This window comes from Vicinamibacterales bacterium (assembly GCA_036504215.1).
Lineage (GTDB): Bacteria > Acidobacteriota > Vicinamibacteria > Vicinamibacterales > Fen-181 > FEN-299.
The window spans coordinates 77,903-100,539 of the sequence record DASXVO010000039.1 but is presented as its reverse complement, the minus strand read 5'-3'; the positions used below and the strand labels follow the sequence as shown (position 1 = coordinate 100,539).

19 protein-coding genes are annotated in these 22,637 nt (G+C 67.3%); 14 read left to right on the top strand and 5 right to left on the bottom strand.

What is annotated here, in order from left to right; all coding sequences use genetic code 11:
- The first annotated feature begins 515 nt into the window (after positions 1-515).
- From VGK32_11695 to VGK32_11645, 11 genes are all read left to right on the top strand, one after another.
- The gene (locus tag VGK32_11695; GenBank protein ID HEY3382425.1) at positions 516-1,871 is read left to right on the top strand and encodes a GAF domain-containing sensor histidine kinase; all 1,356 of its coding nucleotides are present in this window, start codon (positions 516-518) and stop codon (positions 1,869-1,871) included.
- Positions 1,872-1,920: 49 nt separating this feature from the next.
- The gene (gene hydG, locus VGK32_11690) at positions 1,921-3,318 is read left to right on the top strand and encodes a [FeFe] hydrogenase H-cluster radical SAM maturase HydG (GenBank protein HEY3382424.1); all 1,398 of its coding nucleotides are present in this window, start codon (positions 1,921-1,923) and stop codon (positions 3,316-3,318) included.
- Positions 3,319-3,417: 99 nt separating this feature from the next.
- Complete coding sequence (locus VGK32_11685) at positions 3,418-3,675, top strand: hypothetical protein (protein ID HEY3382423.1); 258 nt, start codon at positions 3,418-3,420, stop codon at positions 3,673-3,675.
- 53 nt (positions 3,676-3,728) lie between these two features.
- Complete coding sequence (locus tag VGK32_11680) at positions 3,729-4,196, top strand: DUF3795 domain-containing protein (GenBank protein HEY3382422.1); 468 nt, start codon at positions 3,729-3,731, stop codon at positions 4,194-4,196.
- A 123-nt stretch (positions 4,197-4,319) separates the two neighbouring features.
- Positions 4,320-4,997, top strand: a complete 678-nt coding sequence (locus tag VGK32_11675) for a redox-sensing transcriptional repressor Rex (GenBank protein ID HEY3382421.1) — start codon at positions 4,320-4,322, stop codon at positions 4,995-4,997.
- A complete protein-coding gene (gene nuoE, locus VGK32_11670) occupies positions 4,994-5,467 on the top strand; it encodes an NADH-quinone oxidoreductase subunit NuoE (protein ID HEY3382420.1) in 474 nt (157 codons plus the stop codon). Before VGK32_11675 ends, nuoE begins: the two co-directional genes overlap by 4 nt.
- A 14-nt stretch (positions 5,468-5,481) precedes the next feature.
- Positions 5,482-7,476: an NADH-ubiquinone oxidoreductase-F iron-sulfur binding region domain-containing protein gene (locus tag VGK32_11665; protein HEY3382419.1), complete on the top strand. Its 1,995-nt coding sequence runs from the start codon at positions 5,482-5,484 to the stop codon at positions 7,474-7,476.
- Positions 7,477-7,515: 39 nt separating this feature from the next.
- Positions 7,516-9,240, top strand: coding sequence for an NADH-dependent [FeFe] hydrogenase, group A6 (locus VGK32_11660; GenBank protein ID HEY3382418.1), 1,725 nt, complete (start codon positions 7,516-7,518; stop codon positions 9,238-9,240).
- A 42-nt stretch (positions 9,241-9,282) separates the two neighbouring features.
- Entirely contained in the window at positions 9,283-11,292 is a 2,010-nt protein-coding gene (locus VGK32_11655) for a [Fe-Fe] hydrogenase large subunit C-terminal domain-containing protein (protein ID HEY3382417.1), read from the top strand.
- A gap of 57 nt (positions 11,293-11,349) precedes the next feature.
- Entirely contained in the window at positions 11,350-11,754 is a 405-nt protein-coding gene (locus tag VGK32_11650) for a response regulator (GenBank protein ID HEY3382416.1), read from the top strand.
- A gap of 82 nt (positions 11,755-11,836) precedes the next feature.
- Positions 11,837-13,003 carry an ATP-binding protein gene (locus VGK32_11645; protein ID HEY3382415.1) on the top strand — a complete coding sequence of 389 codons (1,167 nt, stop codon included), beginning with the start codon at positions 11,837-11,839 and terminating at the stop codon, positions 13,001-13,003.
- A 155-nt stretch (positions 13,004-13,158) separates the two neighbouring features.
- Here VGK32_11645 and hydE read toward each other — a convergent pair whose 3' ends face one another.
- The 4 genes from hydE to VGK32_11625 form a co-directional block, all read right to left on the bottom strand.
- A complete protein-coding gene (gene hydE, locus VGK32_11640) occupies positions 13,159-14,238 on the bottom strand; it encodes a [FeFe] hydrogenase H-cluster radical SAM maturase HydE (GenBank protein HEY3382414.1) in 1,080 nt (359 codons plus the stop codon).
- Positions 14,222-15,451 (bottom strand): [FeFe] hydrogenase H-cluster maturation GTPase HydF, encoded by a 1,230-nt coding sequence (hydF, locus tag VGK32_11635; GenBank protein ID HEY3382413.1) that lies wholly within the window; start codon positions 15,449-15,451, stop codon positions 14,222-14,224. Before hydF ends, hydE begins: the two co-directional genes overlap by 17 nt.
- A 59-nt stretch (positions 15,452-15,510) precedes the next feature.
- Entirely contained in the window at positions 15,511-16,932 is a 1,422-nt protein-coding gene (locus tag VGK32_11630; protein ID HEY3382412.1) for an aspartate ammonia-lyase, read from the bottom strand.
- A 99-nt stretch (positions 16,933-17,031) separates the two neighbouring features.
- On the bottom strand, positions 17,032-17,649 hold the full coding sequence (locus VGK32_11625; GenBank protein HEY3382411.1) for a DUF2239 family protein: 618 nt from the start codon (positions 17,647-17,649) through the stop codon (positions 17,032-17,034).
- 220 nt (positions 17,650-17,869) lie between these two features.
- On the opposite strand from VGK32_11625, the gene VGK32_11620 reads away from it, so the two are divergent.
- The 3 genes from VGK32_11620 (at position 17,870) to VGK32_11610 (ending at position 20,883) form a co-directional block, all read left to right on the top strand.
- Entirely contained in the window at positions 17,870-18,364 is a 495-nt protein-coding gene (locus VGK32_11620; protein ID HEY3382410.1) for an Lrp/AsnC family transcriptional regulator, read from the top strand.
- On the top strand, positions 18,361-19,698 hold the full coding sequence (lat, locus tag VGK32_11615; protein HEY3382409.1) for an L-lysine 6-transaminase: 1,338 nt from the start codon (positions 18,361-18,363) through the stop codon (positions 19,696-19,698). The genes VGK32_11620 and lat overlap by 4 nt, the downstream gene beginning before the upstream one ends.
- Before the next feature lie 165 nt (positions 19,699-19,863).
- Complete coding sequence (locus VGK32_11610; GenBank protein HEY3382408.1) at positions 19,864-20,883, top strand: DUF72 domain-containing protein; 1,020 nt, start codon at positions 19,864-19,866, stop codon at positions 20,881-20,883.
- Between the two features lie 9 nt (positions 20,884-20,892).
- On the opposite strand, the gene VGK32_11605 is transcribed toward VGK32_11610, so the two are convergent.
- Positions 20,893-22,557, bottom strand: a complete 1,665-nt coding sequence (locus tag VGK32_11605; GenBank protein HEY3382407.1) for a DUF2817 domain-containing protein — start codon at positions 22,555-22,557, stop codon at positions 20,893-20,895.
- Between the last annotated feature and the right edge of the window lie 80 nt (positions 22,558-22,637).

Genomic DNA, 22,637 nt, shown 5'->3' with positions numbered 1-22,637 from the left:
CATCTCGCTCGGAACACGGCGAGGGGGTGCTCATGATCGTGACGCGTCGTCGGGCGGTCTCTGGGCTTCTCTTCTTCGTCGCCGGCCCGGTGTGGGCTGCGCCAGCGGTGGTGGATGCCCAACCAGCGGGCGATCCACTCGGCGGCAACTGGCGTGCCCTGCTGCACGGGCTGTTTGGTCGGCATCGTCTGGACGCGCGCCAGCCGGCGAGTCGGCTTCGTGTCCCGGGGGACCGACGGCACGTATCTGAGGGTGTTCGACCCGACCGGTGGATCACTGCTCGCGAAAGAACGACTGACGACGCAGGGCATGGTAGTCGAAGGTATCGAACTCAGTGCGTTGACCGGTCGCTCGAGCTCCCCCGCGTTTGCTGAGAACGGCAATGTGCACCCGAGCGCCAGCGGCAGCGCTCGGCACCCGCGGCCGTCGGCAATCCCAGGGACTCCGTAATCACTTCCACGACCTCGAGCAGAACGCGGCTTGGCAGGCCGCGCCGGGGCGCATATGCTCCACTCATGACCATGGGTACGTCTTCCGCACTCCGCCTCGTCGCCGACGCGTCCGCCGGCCTCGCAGGGAACGCGTCGTTCTCCGCCGCCGAGCAGCAGGTGCTCGACACGATCAACCGCCGCATCGCGGCGGCCGACTCGCTCGAAGCGCTCCTCGACTTCCTGTTCACGTCGGTCCAGCCCGTGCTGACGTGCGACCGCATCGGCGTGTCGTTCGTCGAGGAAGACGGCGTGCGGCTCGTCGCGCACCACACCCGCGCGAGCTACGAGCCGGTGATTCTGAAGGAGGGCTACGCCGAGGATCTGGCAGGCAGCTCGCTCGAGCGGGTGCTGAAGAGTGGCGCGCCCCGGATCATCGACGATCTCGAGGCGTACCTGCGCGAGCGGCCGGGCAGCCAGTCGACGAAACTCCTGCTGAAGGAGGGCGTGCGGTCCAGCATGACGTGCCCGCTGCTCGTGGACGCACGCATCGTCGGCCTGCTGTTCTTCAGCGCCCGACGGCCGGGTGCCTACACCGAGCGGGACGTCCGCTTCCACCTGGCCATCGCGGAGAGGCTGAGCCAGGCGGTGGACAAGGCGAGGCGGATCGAGCAACTCGCCCAGGCGACGCAGGCGTACGCCGAGATGCTGGGATTCGTCAGCCACGAACTGAAGAGCCCCCTGGCGTCGATCGTAATGGATGCGGCGGTCCTGAGGGATGGCTACGCGGGCGAGATGACCGAGGCGCAGCGCGAGGTCGTCGGGAAGATGACGCGGAAGGCCGAGTACCTCCTCAACCTGATCCGCGAGTATCTCGATCTGGCCCGCATCGAGGGAGGCGAGCTGAAAGCCCACCCGCGGGACGGCGTCGATTTCATCGCAGACGTCGTCGAGGCCGCGTGCGACATCGTCGCGCCGCAGGTCGCCGAGAAGCGCATGTCGATCGAGCGCGTGTTTCCGACGGCACCGGTGGTCGTCAGCTGCGATCCCGACCTGATCAAGATCGTCGTCGTGAACCTGATCAGCAATGCCGTGAAATACGGGCGCGAGCAGGGCACGGTGCGCCTGACCGTCGAGCGCGGTCCATCCGGATTCGGTTTGCGGGTGTGGAACGAGGGCCCGGGATTCCCGGCCAGCCAGCGGCCGCGCCTGTTCCGGCGGTTCTCGCGACTCGACACACCGGAACTGCGGAAGAGAAAGGGAACGGGCGTCGGACTCTACACCTCGTGGCGCATCGTCGTGACACACGGCGGGCGGCTCACCGCCGATTCGCGTGAGGGCGAATGGGCCGAATTCAGGTTCGAGATCCCTCAGCCGATCCCAACTGCGACGGCGGCGGGCGTCGCCCGGACGACGGCGTCGCCCGGAGCAGCGGGCGTATAATGACGGCAGGTTCCGCGAAGCCCCCGCCAGATCACAGGTCGGCCACACCATGGAAGCACAGGACACTCTTCATATAGACGAAACCGCAATCTTCGAGACGTTGAGACGTGCGGACCTCCGCGACGCCTACGCTGTCCGCGACGTGTTGGCGAAGGGCCGCGAGCTGAACGGCCTGGACGCCGGCGAGATGGCGACGCTGATGGGCATCAGCGACCCCGAACTCCTCGGTGAACTGTTCGCGGCGGCCGCCTTCGTGAAGGACACGATCTACGGCCGGCGGCTTGTGCTGTTCGCGCCGCTGTATGTGTCCAACATGTGTGCGAACGAGTGCACCTATTGCGCCTTCCGCGCCCGCAACCGCGCGGTGGTCCGGCGCGCCCTGTCGCAGGAGGAGATCGCGCAGGAAGTGCGGATCCTGATCGACCAGGGGCACAAGCGCGTCCTGCTCGTCGCCGGCGAATCGTATCCTCACGAGGGCTTTTCGTACGTCCTGAAGTGCATCGACACGATCTACAGCGTCAAGCACGACAAGGGCGAAATCCGCCGCGTCAACGCCAACGTGGCCCCCCTGTCGCTCGATGAGTTCAAGGCCCTCAAGGAGCGGAAGCTCGGCACCTACCAACTGTTCCAGGAGACGTACCATCACGACACGTACGCGGCCGTCCACCTGGGCGGGAAGAAGCGTGACTACGACTGGCGCGTGACGGCCATGGACCGCGCGATGGAGGCCGGGATCAACGACGTGGGGATTGGCGTGCTGTTCGGCCTGTTCGACTGGCGATTCGAGCTGCTGGCGCTGATGCAGCACATCCGTCACCTCGAGGCGAAGTTCGGCGTCGGCCCACACACGATCAGCGTGCCGCGCCTCGAGCCGGCGACCGGCTCGGACGTCGCCGCGCACCCTCCGCACGCCGTGTCCGACGTGGACTTCCGCAAGATCGTCGCCATCTTCCGCCTGGCCGTGCCGTACACGGGCATCATCATGTCGACGCGCGAATCGGCGCACATCCGCCGGGAGACGTTCGCGCTCGGCGTGTCGCAAATCTCGGCGGGCAGCCGCACGAACCCCGGCGGCTACGCCGACAACGCACAGGAAGCCGATGCCAGCCAGTTCTGCCTGGGCGACCACCGCGACCTCGACGAGGTGGTGCGCGACGTGGCATCGCTCGGCTACATCCCGTCGTTCTGTACGGGGTGCTACCGGCTCGGGCGCACCGGCGCCGACTTCATGGATCTGGCAAAGCCCGGCGACATCAAGCAGCACTGCGACCCGAACGGGCTCTCGACATTCATGGAGTACTTGATCGACTATGCGTCGCCCGAGACGCGGGCCGTCGGCGAGCGCTGCGTCGCGGACGCGCTCGGCACCATGGACGACTGGCCGCGGCAGCGTTCCATCCAGCTCATGGAGCGCGTGAAGGCCGGTGAGCGTGACGTGTACTGCTGAAATCGGGATCGGGACCATTTTCGATCGACGCCGGACGTTTGCAGGACTCGGCTGGCGGGCCCGGAAACACGGGCCCCGCCCGAACTTCGAGGGAATGCCATGAATCATCATTTCATCCTGGGCGTTCACATCACCGACCGGCTGAAGGATGCGGTCGCGGTGCAGCAGTTGCTCACCAAGTACGGGTCGCACATCAAGACGCGACTGGGCCTCCACGAGATCCAGCCGGACTCGCCGTCACCGCAGGGGCTGGTCATCCTGGAGGTGGTCGGCGAGACGAGCACCTGCGAGTCTCTCGCCGCCGCGCTCGGGGCCATCGAAGGCGTGGACGTTCAGCAGATGGTGTTCACCCACTGATCGCCGGTCACGAAAGTCGGCGACCCGGCCCCCGTTCGCCCCAGGGAGAATGTATGGACCGCACTGATGTCTTCCACTTGACGGCCCCCTGCGGGATCGACTGCTTCAACTGCGAGATCCTCGAAGGGAACCTCACCGACGAGCGGCGCGACCGCCTGGCGGCGCGGTATCACCTCGCTCCGGCAGCGATCGCCTGTCGCGGCTGCCGCGAGCAGGCCTGTACGGTCGCCACCGATTGCGCGACACGCGCGTGCGTCCTCGAGCGCGGGCTGAGCTTCTGCTCGCAGTGCGACGACTTCCCGTGCACCCGGCTGCAGCCCGCTCGGGCGGGGGCGGACGTCTACCCGCACAACATCAAGCTCTACAACCTGTGCCGAATCCAGGCAATCGGCCTCCAGCGCTGGGCTGATGAAGAAGCGACGATCGTGCGGCGACGCTACTACGAGGGCGCGTTCAAGGTGGGTCAAGGCCCGGTCTTGGCGAGTGACGATTCGGGCACGCCGGATCGGTCCCGCGACTGAATTCCGCGTGTGAATGGTCGGGATCGGCGGCCTCAGGACGTGGACCGTCGGGCCACTTGACAGGACGCTCGGGTGCCCGTAGACTATCTGTGAAGTGATTCACAGCGTGAATTACTTCACAGTATGACTCGTCAGCCACGCTCGACAGCCCCACAAACCAGCCCCGCGATTCCGGTCAATACGATCGGCCGGCTGAGCCTGTATCGTCGCCTCCTGAACGAGCAGTTGGCCTCCGGCACACGCCAGGTCTACTCCCATCAGCTCGCCCGACTGGCCGTCAGCACGCCCGCCCAGGTTCGCCGCGACCTGATGACCATCGGCTTCAGCGGAAGCCCGCGGAAGGGCTACGCCATCCAGGAACTGGTCGAGGCCATCAACACCGTCCTCGCCCGATCGGTCGAGACTGCGGTCGCGCTCGTCGGCGTCGGCAATCTCGGGCGCGCCATCCTCGCCTACTACGCCAACCGTCAACCGGTGCGATTCGCCGCTGCCTTCGACCGGGCGCCCGAGAAGACCGGGCGAATCCTGCACGGATGCCGCTGCCACCCGGTCGAACAGATGGCGGAAGTCATCGCTCGCGAGGGAATCCACGTCGGCGTCATCGCCGTGCCCGCCGGAGAAGCCCAGGGGGTGGCCGATCTCCTGATCCTCGCCGGGGTGAAGGGGATTCTCAACTTCGCGCCGATTCGTCTTCATCTGCCGACCGGCATGTATGTCGAGGACGTGGACTTGATGATGGCCCTCGACAAGGTGGCCTACTACGCGCACCTGCGGCTCGGTGAACAGGATTCAGTCCGATGATCGCACCAGACCTCGATCCGATTGTCAGCAAGTACCCGGCGGGACGTCGTGAGGCGTTGATCCCGCTGCTGCAGGACGTCCAGGCGGCGCACGGTTACCTCTCGCGAGAGGCGGTGGTCCGCGTCGGCCAGTACCTGAAGCTGCCGGCGAGCAAGGTCTACGGCGTCGCCACCTTCTACAACCAGTTCCGGTTCCAGCCGCTCGGCCGCTACCACGTGCAGCTCTGCCGTGGCACCGCCTGCCACGTGAAGGGCTCGAGCCAGACGCTGTCGGCGGTTGAGCGCACGCTGCAGGTCAAGCCGGGTCAGACGACCCGCGACGGCCTCTTCAGCCTGGAAGTCGTGGCGTGCCTGGGTGCCTGCGGCCTCGCGCCGCTCATGGCGGTCAACGGCGAGTTCCACGCGGACGCCACGTCTGAGCGGGCCATCAAGGTGATCAAGACCCTGCGCCGAGAGGCAACCAAGAAATGACCGCCGAGGATCGCATGGACGTCGATTTCGTTCGCTGCTGCGGGGAGTGCTGGCACGGCCCGGGTCGCCCTTGCCCTCAGCTGGTCGAATGCCTCACTTCCGGTCCCTTCTGCCACGAGGCGCGTGCCTGCCGCGACACTCGGCAGGCACGCAACGCGAGGCTGCGGCGCGAGACGATCACGCGACCGGTCATCTATATCGGCACGGGCACGTGCGGCCTCGGCGCCGGCGCGGCGAAGACCGTCGCGGCGGTCCGCCGCTACCTCGAGGTTCACGCCCACGTGCGGGCGGAGATCGTCGAGGTCGGCTGCATCGGGCTCTGTGTCGAGGAACCGCTCCTCGACGTGCAGCTCGTCGGTCGCACACGCCTCAGCTTCCCGCGCGTCACCGAGAAACACGTGGACTCCCTGCTGGACAGCGTCTTCGGGGGCACGCCGTTCCCCGTCACGCCGCTGGGGCAGTTCCGGGGCGCGAACGTCGAAGGGTGGCCCGACGTCGCGTATCTCGACGAGCATCCGTTCTTCGCGCGCCAGACGCGCTGGGTGCTCGCCAACTGCGGCATCCTCGACCCGACGAGCCTCGAGGAATACGTCGCACGCGGCGGCTATGCGGGCCTGGCCAGGGCCCTGCGCGAGCGGACGCCGGCCGAGTTGTGCGACTTCATCGAGCGCGCCGGCCTGCGCGGACGCGGAGGCGGCGGCTTCAAGACGGGCACCAAGTGGAAGATCGCGCTCAAGCACTCCGCGGATCAGAAATACATGGTCTGCAACGCGGACGAGGGCGACCCGGGCGCGTTCATGGATCGCGCGGTCATCGAGGGCGATCCGCATCGCGTGCTCGAAGGCCTCGCGCTCGCCGCCTACGGGATAGGCGCGAGCAAGGCCTACATCTACATCCGCGCCGAATACCCGCTCGCCATCAGGCGGCTGCAGCACGCCATGGCACAGGCGAAGACCTTCGGTCTCCTGGGCCGCAACATCCTCGACTCCGGCTTCAGCCTGGAGATCGCCCTGAAGCAGGGTGCCGGCGCATTCGTCTGCGGCGAGGAAACGGCGCTCCTCCACAGCATCGAGGGCCGTCGCGGCATGCCGCGACCGCGGCCGCCGTTCCCCGCGGTCCGCGGCCTGTTCGGCAAACCGACGGTGATCAACAACGTCGAAACGCTCGCGAACGTGCCGGCGATCGTCCTCAACGGCGAAGAGTGGTTCACGAGCATCGGGACGGAGACGAGCAAGGGCACCAAGGTCTTCGCCCTCTCCGGCAGGGTGGCGCGCACCGGGCTGGTCGAGGTGGCGATGGGCACGCCGCTCCGGCAGATCGTCTTCGACATCGGCGGCGGCATTCCGAACGGGAAGGCGTACAAAGCTGTGCAGATTGGCGGCCCCTCTGGCGGCTGTATCCCGTCGCAGCACCTCGACATCGACATCGACTACGAGTCGCTCAAGCGTGTCGGCGCGATGATGGGCTCGGGCGGACTCGTCGTGATGGACGAATCGACGTGCATGGTCGACATCGCGAAGTTCTTCATGGACTTCATCCAGCGTGAGAGCTGCGGGAAGTGCATCCCGTGCCGCGAGGGCACGCGGCGGATGCTGGAAATCCTGGAGAGTCTGTCGCGCAGCCGCCGCAACGAAAAGGAGTTCGAGGCGCTCGAGCGGTTCCGGAGCGTGATGAACCTCGAGCACCTCGCGCAGGTGATTCAGGACACCAGTCTCTGCGGGCTGGGACAGTCGGCGCCGAACCCGGTCTTGAGCACGCTCCGGTGGTTCCGCGATGAGTACGAGGCGCACGTCTACGACCGGCGCTGCCCCGCCAAGGCGTGCGGCGAGTTGCTGGAGTACACGATCGACGAGGACAAGTGCACGGGCTGCTCGGTGTGCGTCAAGAACTGCCCGTCCGAGGCCATCGTCGGCACGCTGAAGAGCCCGCACCACGTGATCCCGGAACGCTGCATCGCCTGCGGTACCTGCGTGGATGTGTGCCACTTCGACGCGGTGACGGCGGCGTGACGACATGACTCGGTGGCTGTGGTTTCGCGAGGAGAGGTTGTGATCAAGATCGAGGTCAACGGACGGACCGTGGATGCGCAGGACGGCGAGACGCTGCTCACGGCCGTGCGGCGCGCCGGGATCACCATCCCAACGCTCTGCCACTACGACGGCCTGCCGCCGAGCGGCGCCTGCCGCATGTGCGTCGTGGACGTCGAAGGGCAGCGCGGCCTCGTGCCGAGCTGCGCGTACCCAGTCGCGTCCGGCATGAAGGTCCGCACGCACTCGTCGCGCGCCGTCGATGCCCGCAAGACGCTGGTCGAACTCCTGCTCGCCAACCACCCGGACGATTGCCTCTACTGTTCGCGCAGCGGCGACTGCGAGCTGCAGGCGCTGGCCGAGCAACTGGGTGTCCGGCGTCGCCGATACTTCGGCGGCCGCACCCCGGCCCGCCTCGACGTGGCGAGCCCGGCGATCGTCCGCGAGCCGGCCAAGTGCATCCTCTGCGGCAAGTGCGTGCGCGTGTGCGAGGAGATCCAAACGGTGGGCGCGCTCGACTTCATCGGCCGTGGCAGCCGGGCCCGCGTGGGAACGGCGTTCGACGAGGGGCCGAACATCAGCAGTTGCGTCAACTGCGGCCAGTGCGTGGCCGTGTGCCCGACCGGCGCGCTCAACGAGCACAGCGCGCTCGAAGAAGTGATGGCCGCGCTCAGCGACCCCGACCGATTCGTCGTCGTCCAGCACGCGCCGGCGGTGTCGGTCAGCCTGGCTGAGGAGTTCGGTGCGAAGCCGGGCTCCGATGTGGACGGTGTGCTGGCCGCCGCGCTCCGCCGACTCGGCTTCCGCCGGGTGTTCGACACGGCGTTCTCCGCCGATCTCACGGTCATGGAAGAGGCGTCCGAGCTCGTGCAGCGGCTGACCACGGCGGACGCGCCGATCCCGATGATGACGAGCTGCTCGCCCGGCTGGATTAAGTTCGTCGAGCAGTTCTACCCCGACATGATCCCGCACCTCTCGACCTGCAAGAGCCCGCAGCAGATGCTCGGTGCGGTCATCAAGAGCTTCTTCGCCGATCGTGAGAAGATCGACCCCTCCCGCATCTTCAGCGTGGCCGTCATGCCGTGCACCGCGAAGAAGTTCGAGGCGGGACGGCCGGAAATGGGGCGCAACGGCCGCCCTGACATCGATGCGGTGCTGACGACGCGGGAACTCGCGGAGCTCATCCGGATGCACGGCCTCGACCTGAACGCGCTCCCGCCCGAGGCACCGGACACGCCGTTCGGCGAGCGCACCGCGGCCGGGAAGATCTTCGGCGCCAGCGGCGGTGTGGCCGAGGCATCGCTGCGGACCGCGCACTTCCTCCTCACCGGCGAGCCTGCCGCGCCCGCCAGGATCCAGCCACTTCGCGGTCTCGACGGCATCAAGGAGTACCGGGCGACGATCGCCGGTCGCGAGATCGGTGTGGCGGCGGTGTCCGGGCTCGGGCAGGCCCGGGCGCTGGTCGAGCAGATTCGCGCCGGGCGCAAGGACCTCCACCTCATCGAGGTGATGGCGTGCCCCGGCGGGTGCATCAACGGCGGCGGCCAGCCGCGCGCGGCCTCGCCCGATGCGGTGCGCGCGCGGATGCAGGCCCTCTACGCGATCGACCGCGACGCCCCGCTGCGCGCGTCGCATCAGAACCCGGCCATCCACCGGCTCTACGCGGAATTCCTGGAGAAGCCGTTGTCGCACCGCAGCCACGAACTGTTGCACACGGAATACGAGGCGCGGAACGTAGTCATGTAGACGGTGGGCCACGAGCCGAGAGCCCTGAGAGCGAGCCCTGACGTGAACGCAACCCTGGTCCCGCTGGTGTCCACGATCGGCGAACGGTGCCGCGTCTGCTACCAGTGCGTGCGTGAGTGCCCGGCGAAGGCCATCCGCATCGCCGACCTGAAGGCGCAGGTGCTGCCGGAACGCTGCATCGGCTGCGGCGTGTGCGTGAAGGTGTGCACGCAGTCCGCCAAGAGCGTCGTGTCCGCGGTGGAGGCCGTCGAAGCGCTGCTGGCCGGCCCCGAGCCCGTCGCAGCAATCATCGCGCCCAGCTTCCCGGCCGAGTTCATCGACCTCGACTACCCGGCGGTCGTCGGCACGCTGCGGGCCCTGGGGTTCGCGTCGGTACATGAAGTCGCGTTCGGCGCCGAACTCGTGGCGCTCGAATACCGGCGGCTGGTCTCCCGCGACACCGACAAGCTCTGGATTGCCACGACCTGCCCATCGGTCGTCGGGTACGTCGAGCGCTACTATCCCGACCTCACGGCCGCCCTCGCCCCGATCGTCTCGCCGATGATTGCGACGGCCCGGCTGCTCCGGCAGGCTCACGGCGGTGACCTCCGGATCGTCTTCGTCGGCCCGTGCATCGCCAAGAAGCGCGAGTCAACCGAGCTGCAGGGCGAGGTGGACGAGGCGCTCACCTTCGCCGAACTGCGTCAGATGGTCGCGTCGCGCGATCTCGACCCGAAGGTCGTTCCCGCCTTCGACTTCGATCCGCCCCAGAGCCGTGGCGGCGGCCTGTTCCCGCTCAGCGGCGGCATGCTGCAGGTGGCCGGCATCCAGGAGGATCTCGTCACGGGTCACGTGATGGTCGCCGAAGGCCCCGCCGAGTTCGCGCAGGCCATCAAGGAAGCCGAATCGGGCCTGCTCGACACACGGTTGCTCGAAGTCCTCTTCTGCCGCGGCTGCACGATGGGCCCCGGGATGAGTTCCGATCTGCCGCACTTCGGCCGCCGGGCCCGCGTCAGCCAGTATGTCCGCCGGCGGATCGCGGAAAGCGATCAGGCCGCCTGGGAGAGACGCATCGCCAGCTACGCGCACGTCGATCTCTCCCGCGCCTATGCCGCCAAGGATCTGCGCCTGCCGGTACCGTCGCCGGAAGAGTTGCAGCGGCTGCTGACCGACCTGGGCAAGCCGGATCCGACCAACGAGCTGAACTGCGGGGCGTGCGGGTACTCGAGCTGCCGTGAGCTGGCGAGCGCCATCTACCGCGGTCTGGCCGAGCCCGAGATGTGTCTGCCTCACAGCATCGAGCACCTGCGCGAAACCGTGTACGAACTGGGTCGATCCAACGAGGAACTCGCCAACGCCCAGGTCGCGTTGGTGCGCTCCGAAAAGCTCGCGAGCATGGGCCAGCTCGCGGCCGGGATCGCGCACGAGGTCAACAACCCGCTCGGCGTCGTCATCATGTATGCCCATTTCCTAATGGAGCAGATCGGCGACAAGCCCGAGTACCGCGAAGACCTCGCGATGGTGGTCGAGCAGGCCGATCGCTGCAAGAAGATCGTGGCCGGCCTCCTCGACTTCGCGCGGCAGAACAAGGTGGAGCACGACCGGATCGACCTGGCTGAACTCGTGCAACGCGGCCTCCGCGGCGTCGCGCACCCGCTCGGCGTCGAGGTGGAGGTCGAGCACCAGGTGAGCGACCCGTCCATCGAAGTGGATCCGGACCAAATCACGCAGGTCCTCGTGAATCTCGTCAGCAACGCGTTCGCGGCGATGCCGGACGGCGGCGTGTTGCGGATTCGGACCGAGGATGATGCGGACCACGTCCGCATCATCGTATCGGACACCGGCGTCGGGATCCCGCCCGAACACTTCCCGAAACTCTTCGAGCCGTTCTTCACGACGAAGAAGGTCGGCAAGGGCACCGGTCTCGGCCTCGCGGTCAGCTACGGCATCGTGAAGATGCATCGCGGCGACATCAAAGTCCACTCGAACGCCGACGCCGCCAGAGGTCCGACGGGAACGACGTTCACGGTCGTGCTGCCGCGACGGCGGGAGAGCGGCGCCACGGCGGCCTGAGCGGCACAGGGGCTGGCCCCACGGCCGCTCGCAGCCGGTATTCAACCTGGGAAGATCATGTCAAGCACACGCGCCACCATCAACATCCTCCTCGTGGACGACGACGAGGACTTCTTGTTCCAGCATCGGATTCAGCTGGAGAACGCCGGCTTCGAAGTGACGACCGCCGCCACGCGTTCGCAGGCCGAGGAGGCGATTCGCCACTTCACGCCGGACCTCGCCATCCTCGATCTCATGATGGAACGACACGATGACGGCTTCGTCCTGTCGCATCATCTGAAGCGTGCGTTCCCCGGCCTGCCGATCATCATGGTCACGGCCGTGACCAGCGAGACCGGATTGAGCTTCAACCCCGCGTCCGCCGCGGAACGAGCGTGGGTGGGGGCGGACGCCGTGCTGGCCAAGCCCATCCGCTTCGAGCAACTGCGGCGCGAGATGGACCGGCTGCTGACGGTCAGGTAATTCCAGCGAGGCGTGCCTCGGACCGACGGCAAGCCTCGTTGGAACCAGAAACGCTGGTGGTTGGCGTGTCTTGAGGTGTGAGATGGAAACCCTCCGAGTGCTGGTGGTCGATGACGAGACCGGGATGCGGATGGCGATCGCGCGGGTGCTCAGCACCTTCACGGTGAGGGTCGGCGACCAGACCGAGGCCGCGGTCAACTTCGACGTGCAGACCGCGGAGACCGGCGAGGAGGCCCTCGAACGGATGGCCGCGGCGGTGCCCGACATCGTGCTGCTCGACCTCAAGCTGCCGGGCATCTCCGGCCTCGACGTCCTCAGGCAAATCAGCGAGCGGAACATCCAGACGCTCACGGTGATGATCACCGCCTACGCCACGCTCGAGACGGCCATCGATGCGACCAAGCGCGGCGCCCACGACTTCCTTCCGAAGCCCTTCACTCCCGACGAGCTGCGCGTCGCGGTCCGGCGCGTCGTCAAGCACCTGATGGTGCAGCGGCAGGCGCGGCAGTTGGCCCTGGAGAAGCGCCAGGTGCGCTTCCAGTTCATTTCGGTGCTCGGCCACGAATTGAAGGCGCCGCTCGCGGCGATCGAGGGCTTCCTCCAGATTCTGAAGGACGGCACCGCGGGAACCGATCCGGTGGTCCAGGCGCAGGTGGTGGACCGCGCCCTGGCGCGCGCGGGCGGGATGCGGCGGCTCATCAGCGAACTCCTCGACTTGACGCGCATCGAGTCGGGACAGAAGCGGCGGGAGTTCAGCCAGGTGGACGTCCGCGAGGTGGCCCAGGCGGCGCTCGACACGGCGGCCACGGCAGCTGCCGAGCGGCGGGTGTCCCTGGCACTTCATGCTCCCGAGCACGTGTGGATCGTCGCGGACCGCGGCGAGCTCGAGATCCTCTTCAACAACCTCGTGAGCAACGCGGTGAAGTACAACCGCGACGGCGGCCGTGTCGAGGTGTGTATCGAACCGACGGACACGGGAGTTCGGTTCCAGGTCGCCGACACCGGCATCGGGCTCTCACCTGACGAAGCGGGACGGCTGTTCCAGGAGTTCGTCCGGATCAAGAACGATCGGACGCGGGCCATTCCCGGCACGGGACTCGGGCTGTCGATCGTGAAGAAGCTGGCTCAGTTGTACGGCGGCGACGTCACGGTGGAGAGCGCCCCGAACGTCGGCAGCACCTTCCTCGTCGTGCTCCACGCCCAGAGCGCCCAGGCGGCGAACCCACCGGCGCCGCTCAGCGTGTCCTGACCTGGTGTCCAGATTCGGAGAGCCGAGAACGAAGCGACTGAGACACGGAGGGCACCAGGGCTCGAGTCATCGGTGTGCTCCGTGTAACCTCGTGACCCGACTTCGCGGTCTTCTCCACGATCGCCGCTTCGGCGTGGCACGTCCGCCGCCCGGCGTCAGCTCGGGAGAACGGCCGCGCTCCGGCGACGTCCGCCGGGGCCCGAGCCGACGACACGGCCGATCGATCGGATGCGGCCTTCGAGACAGCCGCGGCACGCCTGCGCGGTCTCGTGGATGCAGGCCTTCCCCGGGTAGATTTCGTACAGCACGCGATACGCCGGCGGCGTGACGTTGGGCATCACGATGTTCGCACCGCGCACCAGCCCCAGCTCGCGGCCCGTGGCCGGGTCGATCGTCGCCAGCGCCGTCGTGCTGGGCAGGTTGGCCTCCGGGCAGACCAATCGCGTCAACGCGACTGCCTTGAGCGTCATCGACTCGCTGTTGGCCACCTGGTCGCCGTCCGGCGCGCACAGCCGCGCTGCCGCCTCGCCACCGAGCGGCGTCCTCGGGCTGGGAAGGAAGGGTCCGATGCCAATCATGTCGATGTCGAGATCGCGGAACAACTCGATGTCGCGGGCGAGGATATCGTAGGTCTGACCGGGGACACCCACCATCACCCCGCTGCCGATCTCGTAGCCCATCTCGCGCATCCGCAGCAACTGGGCGACGCGGTCCGACAGCGTGCCCGGCAGCGAGGGATGGATGCGCCGGTACAAGTCCGGGTCCGAGGTCTCGAAGCGGAGCAGGAATCGATCGGCGCCGGCCTGTTTCCAGGCCATCAGGTCCCCGTCACTCCGCTCCCCAACGCTCAGCGTCACGGCGAGCCCGGTCTCCACCTTGATCGCCCGCACGACGTCCTCCACGAACTCGCGTGTCAGCTCGGGGTCCTCGCCCGACTGCAACACCACGGTTCCGTAGCCGAGCCTCCTGGCCTCGCGGGCACACGCCAGGATCTCGTCCGCGGTCATCCGGTACCGGGTGATCCCGGGAGAACATGCGCGGATCCCGCAGTACAGGCAGTAGCGGACGCAGTGATTGCTCACTTCGATCAGGCCGCGCAAGTGAACGGCGTCGCCCACGTGTTCAGCACGGACGACGTCCGCACGTTGCCACAGCCGTTCGAGAGCGACCGGATCCGGTTCGCGGAGCCAGCCGACGAGGGTGTCGTGATCGAGAGGATCAAGCGCGAGCGGCACGCGAGGCCTCCAGCGCTGCAGGAAAGGGCTGCAGCGCGCGGTCGAGAATCCCAAGCGAGTAGGCAATCGTCAGGCCGTAGTTGGTGATGGGGACGCCGGCCTCTCGACACCGGTGGATGCGCGACAACATCTCGCGCCGGTTGCCCACGCAGTTGCCGCAGTGCACGACAAGCCGGTACGGCGACAGGTCTCGGGGGAAGTCGCGACCCTGGACGTGTTCGAACTCCAGGCGCGCACCGACGTACTGCGTCAGCCAGCGCGGAATCTTCACACGGCCGATGTCCTCGCCCACCGGATGATGGCTGCACGACTCGGCAACGAGCACGCGGTCGCCACCTTGCAACCGCTCGATGCCGCGCGTCCCGCGCACCTGCTCGGTGAGGTCGCCCTGGAAGCGTGCCATCAGGATCGAAAACGACGTCATCGGGACGTCCGGCGGCACGTCGGCGGCGACCTTCAGGAAGACCTGCGAGTCGGTCACGACGAGCGCCGGCGGCCGCGTCAGGCGGCCGAGCGCGCGCCGCAGCTCCCGCTCCTGCGTCACGAGCGCCATCGACTCGCTGTCGAGCAGATCGCGAATCGTCATGACCTGCGGCAGGATCAATCGCCCCTTCGGCGCTTCCTTGTCGATCGGGACAACGAGCACGGCAACTTCGCCGGGCGGCACGAGATCGGCCACCAAACGACGGTTGTCGAAGAAATCGCCCGGCGCGAGCGCGAGGAGCGCTTCGCGCAGGGTCATCGCACCGGATCCGTCCAGCGCGGAGATGACGACGAACGGCACGTGAACGGACTCGAGCCGCTCACGTTCTGGCGCGTCGGGACGCTTCAGGTCCGACTTGTTGAACACCACCTGGACCGGCACGCGGCGCGCCTCGAGTTCGCCGAGCAGCGTCTCCTCGAACGGGCCCCAGGCCCCTCCCTCCGTGACGATGACCCCCAGGTCCACACGGTCCAGCACGGCCTTCGTCCGTTCGATGCGGAGCGCTCCGAGGGCCCCCTCGTCGTCCACGCCGGCGGTATCCACGAACTGCACCGGACCGAGCGGCAGCAGTTCCATCGGTTTCTCGACAGGATCGGTGGTCGTGCCCGCGACCTCGGATACGATGGACACCTCCTGACGCGTGATCGCGTTCAACAGCGACGACTTGCCGACGTTGCGCCGACCGAAGATCCCGATGTGGAGCCGAAGCGAACGGGGAGTTGGCTGCATGGGTCAGTGGCCTTGTCGTCCAGAGTCCAGAATCGAGAGCCCGGAGTCCAGGTCGAGGGTCAATGGTCGGGGTCGAGAGCCTGGGCTCTCGCGGCAAATCCCAGCCGACACACCGCCTCGGGACTCGTCAGCTCATCGAATTGTCGGGCCGTCACCAGCCCGCTGGCGACCGCGACTTCCCTGAGGCCGCGGCCGTCCCGCGCCGCCTCGAGCACGAGGTCGTTCGCCGACTCGTACCCGATCAGAGGCACGAGCGCCGTGGCACTGGCGGTGGCACTCTCCACATCGCGGCGACAACGTGCCTCGTCCGCCTCGATGCCGTCGACGCAGTGGCGTCGCAGCACGTCACACGCCGCGGTCAGCAGGTCGAAGCTCTCGAGCAGGCTGTGCGCGACGAGCGGCAGGAAGGGATTCAGTTCGAGGCTGCCCATCATCACGGCAGACGTGATCACGTGGTCATGGCCGATGGCCATCAGCGCCGCCTGTGTCACGGCTTCGGGCACGACCGGATTCACCTTGCCCGGCATGATGCTCGAGCCAGCCTGACGCGCTGGCAGGCGGATCTCACCCAACCCCGCGCGCGGCCCCGACGACATGAGACGCAGGTCGCCCGAGATCTTCACGAGGGTGGACGCCAGCGCCTTGAGCAGGCCGGACACCTCGACGAACACGTCGGCGTTCTGCGTCGCCTCGACGAGATTCTCCGCGCGCGCGAGTCCGAGGCCGGTGATGTCGCGAAGTTCGTCGACGACCCTGAAGATGAACTCTCGCGGCGCGGCCAGACCGGTGCCGATCGCCGTCCCTCCGAGGTTGACGACGCGCAGTCGCTCCTCGCACTTGTTGAGCCGCCAGCGGTCACGGTTGAGCGCCTCGGCATAGGCACCCATTTCGCGACCGAGCGTCGTGAGCACCGCGTCCTGCATCTCGGTGCGGCCGACCTTCACGACGTGCGCGAACGCGCGTTCCTTGGCCTGGAAGGCCTCCTGCAGCGCGACGACGGCGGGCTCCAGCGCCCGGTTTCGCCAGATCGCCGCGATGCGCAAGGCCGTCGGGTACGTGTCGTTCGTGCTCTGGTGTCGGTTGAGATCGTCGAGCGGCGAGACGGTACCGTACGTTCCGTGAGGAAGGTGCAGGACCTCGAGCGCCCGGTTGGCCAGCACTTCGTTCACGTTCATGTTGGTGCTGGTGCCCGCGCCGCCCTGCAGCGCGTCGACGACGATCGCCGCGACGAGGCCGCCGTCGATCAGTTCCTGGCAGGCACGTTCGATCGCATCCGCCCGGGCCGGATCCAGGTAACCGAGCGCCCGGTTGGTCCGCGCGGCGGCCAGCTTGACCGCACCGAACGCGCGGGCGAGCGCCGGATGTACCGGCCGCCCTAACAGGGGGAAGTTGTCGAGCGCCCGAACCGTATGCACCCCGTACCGAAGGTCGTCGTCGAGTTCCACGGTGCCGAGGGCGTCCTGCTCGCGTCTGGCCTTCACGTCTCCATTGTACCGCGCCGCACCCGTGCGGTGTCACGCCCGCCAACTCCGCGACCCGGACGCACCCGCCACGCCTCGGACGGTCGCGCTCCCACCCGCTCACTCGTCTGCCGGGTTCTCCGACGCCTCGAGGCGCACCGATTCGTCGACCAGGCGCCAGAGGTGCTTCCGAACATCCCTCGGCCATCCGTGCGTGAGCGCCTTCATGCGACCGACGTCGTTGGCGAAGAGCGCGCGGGATGCCTCCTCGAAACCGGCGAGATTGCCCGCCATCGCCGTCATGAACCGGCTCGCCGCATGACGTACGCCGCGCGCGCGGTCGGAGGCCGGCTCCCGTTTCCTCGCTTCATCGACGAGCCGACGAAGCGCTGCCGATATCCCGTTCGGCTGCTGTTCGAGCCAGTCCCAGTGGCGCGGCAGCAGCGAGACCTCGCGGGACAGCACGCCGAGTTTCGGACGACCGGGACCACTGCGCTCGGCTGGAGGCCTCTCTCGGGCCCTGAAGAGCGGATGACTGGACAGCCGTTCCAGCACGTCATCCGCAGTGCCGCGGAAATCGAAGTCGACCTGGGCGCCGGTGTGGTCGTCGAAGATGAGGATGCGGTCGTCGCCTGTGCGGTCCAGGTATTTCTTCGTGCGCACGAGCATGGACTTGACGTCAGCCGAGGCGACGAGCGTGTCGCCGGCAAAGGCGGTGTAGGTCCGTTCGAGTTCCATGAAGCGATATTACCCGGGTGAATTGGCATTGTCAATATCATCCGGGTAAATTTGCGCGTCGTGGCCGAAGGTCAGCAGCGCCCCCACTCGCGTCTGGACGTCTCCTTTGCAGCCGTTCGCCGTTCAGGGCTGCCGGAACGCTGCTTCCCTCGCATTTCTGTCTGATTCCGTCTCTTTTTCTGTTGCGCGGCGATGATTCAGAATTTATTATTGATATGAGATGAAAGCAGCGAATGTTTTCCCAGATCTGGACAACCGTGACCGGCTGATTCTGACGCTGGTTCAGAGGGATGCGTCGCTCGCGCAGTCCGAGATCGCGCGACAGGTCGGGTTGTCGACGGCAGCGGTTCACGAGCGGCTGAAGAAGCTCGAGGCCGCGGGGGTCATTCGCCGCTGGACGGCGCTCGTCGACCCCCAGGCGGTCGGCGCGTCGATCACGGCGTTCGTGGAGGTCTTCCTCGACCAACCGCGTCACGAGTCCACGCTGCTCGAGCGCGTCATCGGGCTGGACGAGGTGCTCGAGTGTCACCACGTCACCGGCGAGTTCTCCCTGTTGCTGAAGGTGCGGGTGAGCAACATGGAAGCGCTGAGGCAGCTGTTGCTCCACCAGTTGGGCTCTCTCGAGGGTGTCAGCCGGACCCGGACCGTGGTCGTGCTCGCGACCGTGAAGGAAGAAACGTACGTTGCCCCAGTCGCCGAAGGAGAGACCGTATGAAGAGTGTGACCACCATCAGCCCGGCGCTCGTGCACGAGACGCTGGGCCAGCACATACTGGCGGACGGGTACGACATGGTGCTCGACGTCGACCGCAGCAAGGGACGGCGTCTGTGGGACGCGCGCCGCGGTCGCGCCGTACTCGACATGTTCTCGTTCTTCGCCACGGCACCGCTCGGCCTCAACCATCCGAAGATGGCGGACCCGGTGTTCCGGGAGAAACTCCTGCGGGCGGCGCTTGCGAACCCGACCAACTCCGACATCTACACGGTCGAGTTCGCCGAGTTCGTGTCCACGTTCGCGCGCGTGGGAATTCCCCCGTACCTGCCCTATGCCTTCTTCGTGGCGGGCGGCGCGCTGGGCGTCGAGAACGCGCTCAAGGCGGCCATGGACTGGAAGGTCCGCCGCAACTTCCGGAAGGGCCTGCGCGAGGAGAAGGGACACCAGGTCATCCACTTCCGCGATGCGTTCCACGGGCGCACCGGCTACACGATGTCGCTCACGAACACGGCCGATCCGCGGAAGTACCAGTATTTCGCGAAGTTCGACTGGCCGCGGATCACGAACCCGGCGCTGCACTTCCCGCTGAACGCCGTCGAGATCGACCGCGTGGCGGCGATCGAACGGCAGGCGATTGGCGAAATCGAGCAGGCGTTCGCGTCGCGTCGCGATGACATTGCGGCGATCATCATCGAACCGATCCAGGCGGAGGGCGGCGACAACCACTATCGCCCGGAGTTCCTGCAGGCGCTCCGCCGGCTGGCCGACGAGCACGAGGCGCTGCTGATCTTCGACGAGGTGCAGGCGGGCGTGGCCCTGACCGGCCGGTTCTGGGCGCACCAGCACTTCGGCGTGCAGCCGGACCTGCTCGCCTTCGGCAAGAAGATGCAGGTGTGCGGCATGCTGGCCGGCCCGCGCATCGACGAGGAACCCGAGAACGTGTTCAAGGTGTCGAGCCGGCTGAACTCGACCTGGGGCGGAAACCTCGTGGACATGGTCCGCTCGACGCGGTACCTGGAGATCATCGAGGAAGACGGCCTGGTGGAGCATGCGGCAAAGGCTGGCGCGCACCTACAGGCCGGCCTCGAGGCGATGCAGGCCGGGCGGCCCGACGTGTTCTCGAACGCGCGCGGCCGCGGCCTGATGTGCGCCATCGACTTCCCCGACACCGCCACGCGGGACAAGGTGGGCGACGAGGCGTACGAACTCGGGCTCGTGATTCTCAGCTGCGGCCGATTGAGCCTGCGATTCCGTCCACCACTCGACGTGACGACCGACGAGATCGACGAGGCGCTGGACATCATCCGCCGCGCCGCGAAGAACGCGGGCAAGTAGGCTCCCAGCTCCCGGCTGGCTCTGGGCTTCCGGCCACGGAAACCCAGAGCCAGCGCACCTCCAGCACCTCCAGCACTTTCCGCACCCCCAGCACCCTCAGCACCGCACCCCCAGCACCGCCAGCACCTCCAGCACCCTCAGCACCTGGTACAATCGTCGTACCCCATGCCTCATCAGCCCTCGCTGTTTCCACCGGATGAGGGAGATGCACCGACTCGTCGCGCGGCGTCGAGCGACGACGCGCCCCTCGAGGAGCGGCGCGCGCGTCTTCGCGCCGTGGCCGCCGCCTTGCCGCCCGGCGTCCGACTCGGCACGAGTTCCTGGAGCTTCCCGGGGTGGCACGGGCTCGTCTATCGAAGCCGGAACACCGCGGCCGGCCTGGCCCGCGATGGTCTGCGCGAATACGTCCAGCACCCGCTGTTCAGCACGGTCGGCGTGGACCGCAGCTACTACGCACGCATCCCCGATGATGACTTCCAGCGATACGCCGGACAACTCCCTCCCGGGTTCCCGTGTTGCTGCAAGGCGCCCGCGCGGGTGACCTCCCCCGTCCTGCCCGAGCGAGGGTCGAGAGCGGCGAACCCGGGCTTCCTGTCCGCGGACGACCTCATCGACAGCCTGCTCGAGCCGGTTGCGCGGCTGTTTCACGACCATGCCGGCCCGTTCATCCTGCAGTTCCCGCCGATCCTGCGACGCTCTGGCCTCGCGCCCGACGTCTTCCTCGAGGGACTCGACCGCCTGCTCGAGTCGCTGCCGCACGAGTTTCAGTACGGCGTCGAGCTGCGTGACCGAGGGTTGCTGTCCGACGGTTATGGCCGCGTCCTGGCGCGCCACCGGGCGGGACACGTGTACAACGTCTGGACCGCGGTGCCGCTGCCCGGCGAGCAGGCGGAACAGCTGCCGCCCGAGTCGATGCCCTTCGTGATGGTGCGATGGCTGCTCGGGCCGGGAGCGACGTACGAGCAGCAGCGCGAGGCGTTCGCGCCGTTCGACCGGATTCAGGCACCCGATGAGGGGATACGCGGGCAGGTGGTGGACCTGGTGGCGCGCGCCGTCGCGCGCGCCATCCCGGCCTACGTGCTGGTGAACAACAAGGCGGAAGGGTCGGCCCCGCTCACGATCGAAGCCCTGGCGGCCCGCCTGGCCAGGGACGCGCCTCGCGACCAGGAGCCGCCGCGAGACTGAATCGGTTCCCTATCTCACGGGCACCAGCGGCAATGCCGCAGCCGTAATCACACGCGTGAAGGGCCACACCCCGCCCTTCTGCTGAGGAAGCTTGAAGGATCGATAGCGAATCAGCCCGTATCCGGCTTGCGGCTCCAGCAGACTGGGAATCAGATTGGCCGCCGGCTGGTCCGTGGTCACGTAGAACGCTCCCGCCGCCACCGTTGTCCTCAGTGCCTTCTTCGTCACCGCGATCGCATCCGGCGCCACGTAGTCGTCGCTTGCGGGGACGACGTCCCCAATCTCGTACGTCTCCACGTCCGCCTGCGCACTCTTCGTGAGGCAGGCCACCTCGATACCGTGGGCGATCAGGGTGTCCACGACGTCGCGATTCGCGGCCGGGATGATGTAGCCGAGCGGACGCGGTACTGAGACGCTCGGCTCCACCTTTGGCAGCCAGTTCTTCACCACTTGGGTGAGGACCTTCTGTTCGACCGGGGCGGGCGCCGGCTCGGTGGCCGCGCGCTCGGTCGCGCCGCGCTGATCCAGCGAGCGATCGAACCGCTTGATCGTCAACTCGGGCTGCTTCGGGTCCTTCACGTATTCCATGCGAAGATAGACGACCTTGTCCGCCGCGTACGTCTTGGCATCCCGAGCCAGTGCCTCGCGGCGGCCCCGGACCAGGCGCACGACCTCCTGACCGTTCCTCGCCGTCGCTTCCATCAACGCGCGAATGCCGCGGTACTGCCAGCCGGTGCGATCCTTGAGTGTGTCGAGGTCGTGGCGCGACGAGCCTTCCTGGATGAACGACAGCGTCTCGTAGATCCCCAGGCTGTTGCGGCCGTCGTTCAGGTCGGTGGTGCTCGGCCGGGTCAGCGTCTCGCGCGGCGCCGACGGATTCCCACGCGGTTCGGGCGCGCCGGCCGCGCCGGCACTGCCGACTCGTTCCGTCACGAGGTATTCGAACCACGTGTAACCGGCTGCGGTGACCGCCTGCTCGACCTGCTTGAACAGGATGTCGCGCGAGAAGCGCTCGAGCGTCGGGTGGATGTTGGCGTTCGACACGCAGCCCGTGGACACGCGGTAGTAGTCGTCGCCCTTCTCGTGCACGTCCAGGGTCACTTCGGGCATCCAGGCGCGGAACGCGGCGTGGATGATCCGCGTCTCGGGCGCCTCCAGCTTGACGTGATCGCGGTTCAGGTCCAGCCCCTGCTCGTTGGTGCGGCGGTTGATGAAGTTCCCGTAAGGGTTCGCTTGCGGCACGATGAGGAAGTTCACCTGCTTGAGCAGCGGTTTCATCTCGCCGAGGGCGATGTCGCGGACGAGCGCGAGCGAGGCCTCTTTGCCCGACTGTTCATTGCCGTGCTGGGACGCAATCAGCATGAACGTCGGCTTCGCACGGTTGAGCGCCTGCGGCGTGGCCGCCCCTTCGTCGGTGATCGCGACCAGGAACAGCCTGGCGCCGGGGAAGTCCTTGGCCGGGCCGGTCTGGCCGATCGTCTGAACCTGCACCTGCTTGGACTGCTTCACCACCTCGTCGAGGAACCGGGTGACGTCTTCGAACTGGGAGTACTTCTTGTAGCCGGACTGCTCGCCTGGGGTCTGGAGCGACTGCGCGCGTGACGGCGCAGCGCCGAAGAGCAGGAGGAGACTGGCTGCGACTGACAGGATCAGAGCGGACGTGCGTCGGACCATTGGCAACCTCATGGCGTGGGGCGATCGATTAAGGGGCCCAGCAAGAAGAGCGGCAAGGCGATGACCGCGACCTGTCAGGG